The sequence below is a fragment of the Streptomyces milbemycinicus genome (assembly GCF_002154605.1).
Lineage (GTDB): Bacteria > Actinomycetota > Actinomycetes > Streptomycetales > Streptomycetaceae > Streptomyces > Streptomyces milbemycinicus.
This window is the reverse complement of record NZ_MUNE01000058.1, coordinates 1-6,526: the sequence shown is the minus strand read 5'-3', so window position 1 is coordinate 6,526 and position 6,526 is coordinate 1. Positions and strand designations below refer to the sequence as shown.

The window sequence follows — 6,526 nt, the reverse complement described above, 5'->3', positions numbered from 1 at the left end:
GCTGGTGGCGGCGGTGGCGGCGGCCCAGGCACGGGGCGAGGGCGCGGTGTTGTTCGAGGGGCGGATGGTGGACGAGGCGATGGCGGAGACGGCGCGCCGCACCCTGGCCCGGCGGGTATAACGACTCTGACCGGCCGTCACCGGCCGGTCACTCTCACCCGTCCAGCCTCTTGACGCACCTCAGCAACGTGGTTACACACGATTGGGAGCGCTCCCATATCCCCACCGAGCCGAGGAGGAACGGCCGTGCGGAGAACGAGGCTTCTGAGAACACTCCTGGCGATCCCGGCACTGACCCTGGCCCTGACCGCGATGCGGCCGGTAGGCCCCGCACCGGACACCGCGACCGCCACGCCGGGCACCGCGGCTGCCGCTCCGGACACCGCGATCACCCCGGCCGCCGCTACGGACACCGCCGCCGCGCCGGTGCGCATCATGCCGCTGGGCGACTCGATCACCGGCTCGCCCGGATGCTGGCGGGCGGTGCTGTGGAACAAGCTGCAGAGCACCGGCTACACCTCCGTCGACTTCGTCGGGACGCTCGGCCCGCAGGGCTGCGGGGTGCCGTACGACGGCGACAACGAGGGCCACGGCGGCTTCCTGGCGACGGCCGTGGCCCAGCAGAACCAGCTGCCCGGCTGGCTCTCCGCCACACATCCGGACATCGTTGTCATGCACTTCGGCACCAACGACGTCTGGAGCAACATCGCCCCCGACCGGATCCTGGCCGCCTACAGCACGCTCGTGGACCAGATGCGCCAGAGCAACCCGAACATGAAGGTCCTCGTGGCGCAGATCCTCCCCATGAACCCCGGCTCATGTCCGGAGTGCGCCGCCCGGGTGACGGCGCTCAACGCCCGGATCCCCGGATGGGCCGCCGCCAAGAGCACATCGCGCTCCCCCGTGATAGCGGTGGACCAGTGGAGCGGCTTCTCCACGGCCACCGACACCTACGACGGGGTGCACCCCAACGCCTCGGGCGACGACAAGATAGCCGCGCGCTGGTACCCCGCGCTCACCAAGCTGCTGACGCCTGGTCTGACGGACCGGGCCGCGGGCGCCCTGCGGGCCGATGACGCGAGCGTCGCCGCCACCGCCGAGGAGGCCACGGTCCACCGCTGAACTGCCGCCACGCCCCAGCCGGACACCGCCCGCGACAGAAGACAGAAAGGTCCGTCATGCCCGCTCGCCTTCCCCGTCCGCGCGGTGCCCGCGGCGCCGCAGCGCTGCTGGCCGCCGCGCTGCTGCTGATCGCCGCCCCAGCCGCCCCAGCCACTCCGGCCAATTCGGCCGCTGCAGCCGCCGCAGCCGCGCCCTCGGCGGTCCAGGTCAACCAGCTGGGCTATCTGCCCTCGGGCCCCAAGCGCGCCACCGTCGTGACCACCGCCACCACCGCGCTGCCCTGGCAACTGCGCAACGCCACAGGCGCGGTGGCCGCCTCGGGCACCACCACCGTGCACGGCGCCGACACCGCTTCGGGCGACACCACGCATCTGGTCGACTTCTCTTCGTACCAGGGCACGGGCACCGGCTACACGCTCACCGTGGACGGCCGGACGAGCCATCCCTTCGACATCCGCGCGGATCTGTACGACGGGCTGCGCTCGGACGCGTTGTCCTTCTTCTACCAGCAGCGCAGCGGCATCCCGATCCAGGCGTCGCTGGCGGGGGCGGCGTACGCCCGGCCCGCCGGACACCTGGGCATCGCGCCGAACAAGGGGGACACGAGTGTCCCGTGCCAGACCGGGGTGTGCGACTACTCCCGGGATGTCCGCGGCGGCTGGTACGACGCCGGTGACCAGGGCAAGTACGTGGTCAACGGCGGCATCGCGGTATGGCAGACGGTGAACTCCTTCGAGCGCGCCAAGCGCTCGGGGCACCAGGCGGCGCTCGGGGACGCCACGCTGCGGGTGCCCGAGCGCGGCAACCGCGTACCGGATGTGCTGGACGAGGCGCGCTGGGAGCTGGAGTTCCTGATGCGGATGCAGATCCCGGAGGGCAAGCCGCGGGCGGGCATGGCCTTCCACAAGATCCACGACGCGCAGTGGACCGGTCTGCCCACCCGGCCCGAGCAGGACTCCCAGCCGCGCGAGCTGCACGCCCCGTCGACCGCGGCAACGCTCAACCTGGCGGCAGTGGCGGCCCAGTGTGCCCGGGTGTTCGCACCGTACGACAAGGCCTTCGCCGCCCGCTGCCTGGCCTCCGCCCGCCGCGCCTGGAGCGCCGCGAAGGCCGACCCGAACGTACTCGCCCCGGATTCGGACGGCACCGGTGGCGGGGCGTACGGGGACACGCGGGTCGACGACGAGTTCTACTGGGCGGCGGCCGAGCTCTACGCGACCACCGGGGAGAGCGCGTACCGGGACGCGGTCACCTCCTCGCCCTTCCACACCTCGGCCGACGCGTTCACCCCGCTCGGCTTCGCCTGGCCCGACACCGCGGCCCTGGGCCGGATCACCCTGGCCACCGTCCCCAACGGGCTGCCCGCCGACGACCGGGCGCGCATCCGCGCCTCGGTGGTCTCGGCGGCCGACGGCTATCTGGACGCCATGGCCCGCCAGGGCTACGCGGTGCCGCTGCCGGAGGACGGCTATGTGTGGGGCTCCAACGGCCAGGTGGCCAACAACGCGAGCGTCATCGCCGTCGCGTACGAGCTCACCGGCCACCGGCGCTACCGCGACGGGGCGCTGGAGACGCTGGACTATCTGCTCGGCCGCAACGCGCTGGGCCAGTCCTATGTGTCCGGCTACGGCGAGCAGGCGTCCCACAACCAGCACCACCGCTTCTGGGCCCACCAAGCGGACGCCTCGCTGCCCAACCCGCCCGCCGGGGCGCTCGCGGGCGGTCCGGACTCGGCCTTGCAGGACCCGGTGGCGCAGGAGAAGCTGCCGGGGTGCGCGGCGGCCAAGTGCTACATCGACGACATCGGCTCGTACTCGACCAACGAGGTGGCGATCAACTGGAACGCCCCACTGGCCTGGCTGGCCGCGTTCGCCGCGGAGCGTGGCTGAGAGCCCGCCGCCCCGGCGGCGGGCTCACCATATGACCTCCCGGCACGCCGCCCAGTGCACGTTGCCCATGTTCGGCTGCAGCAGCTGCGAGAGCGGGGTCTCCCTCGTCACCGTCACCGGATTGCCCATGACCGTCAGACCGTCGGGTGGGAAGAGCGAGTAGTCCAGGACCCGTTGGCCCGGTTCGACGATCTCGGTGGGGAACAGCGGCCGGGTGCCGAGCTCGATGAGGTTGGCACTCTTATCGCTGAGGATCTCGCCGTGGTGGACGTACAGGAAGAGTCTCGTCCCCTTCGGGACCGTGATCAGGGCCTCTTGGCCCGGACGGATGTCTTCCGACCAGATGGCGCCGTGGCCGCTGAGAACGGTCTCGCCGTCCGGCCGCCCCGTCGGCGAGGTGCCGGGCGTACACGGGCAGAGGCCCAGCGGGTCGACCCAGGCGTGCGGGTTCGCCACATACGCGACGGGGTTGGGCGCGGCGGCCAGGCCGAGCGGGTCGGGGCTGGTGTAACGGGCGGTCTCAGGGTCGTAGTAGCGGAACCGGTTGTAGTGGAGCCCGGTTTCGGGGTCGTGGTACTGGCCGGGGAAGCGCAGTGGCGTATGCGCCTCCCCGGCCGCGGCGGGGCCTGTCGCGCCCCACAGGGTGGCGTGGTGGCGCGCCACGATGTCGCCGTTCTCGTCGAGGAGTTCGCGGGGGGTGCCCACCAGATCGGTGACGATGGCGAAGAATCTTCGGTCGATCTCCCGCCGGCCCATGTCGTCGGTGACGCGTTCGGTCTGCGCGACCGGGCGGAGCCCGTCGTGGTCCCAGGTGAGGGTGGTCGGCTCGGGCCGGGCCTGCCCGGTGGTGGTCTGCTCGACGAGCGTGGAGCCGTCCCAGACGAAGTCCACGCGCTCGACGACTGTCTCGCCGTCGGCGGCGAGCCGCTGTTTGGCGGTGCGCCGGCCCAGCGGGTCGTACAGGTAGCGCCAGACGGTGCCGTCGGGGGTGGTGACGGAGGTCAGCCGGTCCTCCGCGTCCCATGCGTACCGCCAGGTGTCCGGTTTGCGCGACAGCCTGTTGCGCTGCCGCAGGGTGATCCGGCCCGCCGCGTCGTACTCGTAGCGGACGCGCCCCGCGCGGGTGACGCGGGTGCCGGTGTAGGCGCGGGGGCCGGTGGCGTCGGAGGTGGCGTCGGAGTGCGAGGTGAACGGCGCGGGCCAGGAGGCATAGGTCTGGTTGCCCGTCTCGTCGTACGCGTAGCTCTCGCCCCGCCCACCGGGCGCGTAGACGGCCGTGACCCGGCCCGCCGGGTCGAGTTCGAAGCCGTGGGCGCCGCGCAGATGGTCGTCGACTCCGGTCAGATGGCCGTCGGCGCGATAGGTGTACCCCCGGCGCTGCACGGTGGCGGCTTCTTCGGCGGGCCGGGGGTGGCTGGTGAGGATCTGCTCGGCCAGCCGGCCGGCCGGGTCCCAGACCTGCGCGAGCGTGGCGGCGCGGTCGATGCGGCGGGAGGTCTCGCGGCCGGACTCGTCGTACGCGGAGGCGATGGTGTGCCCGCCGGCCTTCAGCGTGGTGCGGTGGCCCGCGGCGTCGTACGCGAAGGAGGACAGCGCGCCGGAGGGGGTGACGCGCCGGACGGGCCGGCCGAGCGCGTCGTAGGTGTGCGCCAGGACCCGCCCGCCGGACAGCTCCGACTTGACCCGGCCCATCAGGTCGCGGTGGAAGGCGAGTTGCGCGTCCGGGCCCTCGGCCGACGTCAGCCGACCCGCCGGATCCCAGCCGAAGGTGGTGACCCGGCCGCCCGTCTCCTTGCGCACGATCCGGCCCATGGGGTCCCGGGTGAAGTCGACCGTCTGGCCGAGGGGGTTGGTGCGTGAGACGAGCCGGCCGGCGGCGTCGTACCGGTAGCTGGACGTACGGCCGTCGAAGTCGGTCTCGCTCACCGGGCGGCCCGCCGGGTCGTACTCGTAGGTCCAGGTGAGGCCCTGGGGGTCGGTCACCCGGGTGAGGCGCAGCCGGGTGTCGTAGGCGTACTCGACGCGGGCCCCGTCGGGCCCGGTGCGGGCCGCCACCAGGTCGAAGTGGGTGTGCTCGTACGAGGTTGCCTGGCCCAGGGCGTCGGTGTGCGCGACACAGTTGCCCTCACCGTCGTAACGCCAGCTCTGCCGGGCGCCGCCCGGGTCGGTGTGCGCGGCGAGCCTGCCCTCGACCGTCCACTCCATGCGGGTGATGGCGCCGAGCGGGTCGGTGACGGCGGTCGGGCGGCCGAAGGCGTCGCGGTGGTAGGCGGTGGTCGCGCCCAGCGGGTCGGTGATCTCCAGCGGCAGGCCCGCCGTGTCGCAGCGGACCCGGGTGGTCCCGCCCAGCGGGTCGATCACCGAGGTCAGGGCGCCGCGCTCGTCGTAGGTGTAGCGGGTGGTGTGGCCGGCGGGGTCCGTGGTGGCGGTGCGGTTTCCGCGCTCGTCGTAGGTGTGGCGCCACACCGTTCCGTCGGCGTCGGTGATTTCCACCGGCAGCCCCAGCCGGTTGCGGGCGATGGCGCGGGTGTGGCCGTCCGGTGTGGTCAGCCTGGCCAGGCGGCCGGCCTCGTCGTATGCGTAGCGGGTGGTGTGCCCGAGTGCGTCGGTGTGGGCCAGCGGCCGGCCGTGGCGGTCGGACCTGGTGCGGACGGTGTTGCCGAGCGGATCGGTGACGGCCACGATCCGGCAGCGGTCGTCGACCAGATAGCGGCTGGTGTGCCCCTCGGGCGTGCGGACCGCGGTGACCTGGTGGCCGGTGTCCGGGTCGACGCCGGCACCGGCGCCGTCGTAGTCGATGCACATCGACACATGGCCTTCGGTGCCGCCCTCGGAGACGACGCGGTCGCGCTCGTCGTAGACGTACTCGTAGCGTCGGCGGTTGGTGTCCACCCAGGCGATGACCCGGTGGTCGGTGTCGTACTCGAAGCGCAGCGGGAGGCCGCTGGAGCCGGTGACCTCGGTCAGGTCGCCGTCGGTGTAGCCGTAGCGGACCAGTTCGGTGTCGCCCAGGCGCAGGGCGATGATCCGGCCGCCCTCGGTGGTGAACGTCAGGTGGTAGCCGCCGTCGTGGACGATGCCCGTGGGGGTGCCGTCGGTGTCGTAGGTGAAGGTGAGGCGGTGGCCGTTGCGGTCCGAGACCTCGGTCAGCGGCGCCTCGCCGTCCGCGCCGGGGGGCCCGTCGGCGGGTCCCGTGTAGCGCCGGACGTGGCCGGTGTCCGGGTCGGTGACGGTGTAGTCGCCGTCGGGGGTGCGCTCCAGCGGCCACCGCGGGCCGAGTTCTGGCAGGGTCGGCACACCGGGGGCGGGGTGCGGATAGGACAGCAGCAGCCCGTCGGTGCCGACGAGGACGACGCCCCGGTCAAGGACCTCCAGTCGCTGATCGGCCGTGCTCGACCACGAGGGGCCGAACCACCGCCCGGCGCGGTACCCGGACTCGGCCCTGCGCTGGAACACCAGCGGCAGCAGGCCGGGCAGGGACACATCGGTCTGCGGCAGGTACATCTTCCCGGTGG

At 72.8% G+C, this 6,526-nt stretch carries 2 protein-coding genes and 1 pseudogene; 2 read left to right on the top strand and 1 reads right to left on the bottom strand.

Annotation, left to right across the window (positions count from 1 at the left end):
- Positions 1 to 312 precede the first annotated feature (312 nt).
- Positions 313 to 1,041 (top strand): annotated as a pseudogene (locus CCN51_RS05385) (SGNH/GDSL hydrolase family protein); the annotation flags it as partial.
- Positions 1,042 to 1,178: 137 nt separating this feature from the next.
- Positions 1,179 to 3,011, top strand: coding sequence for a glycoside hydrolase family 9 protein (locus tag CCN51_RS05380; protein WP_014174714.1), 1,833 nt, complete (start codon positions 1,179 to 1,181; stop codon positions 3,009 to 3,011).
- A gap of 24 nt (positions 3,012 to 3,035) precedes the next feature.
- Here the strand turns inward: CCN51_RS05380 and CCN51_RS05375 are convergent.
- The coding region (locus CCN51_RS05375) for an RHS repeat-associated core domain-containing protein (protein WP_107425918.1) at positions 3,036 to 6,526 on the bottom strand (3,491 nt) is incomplete at its 5' end.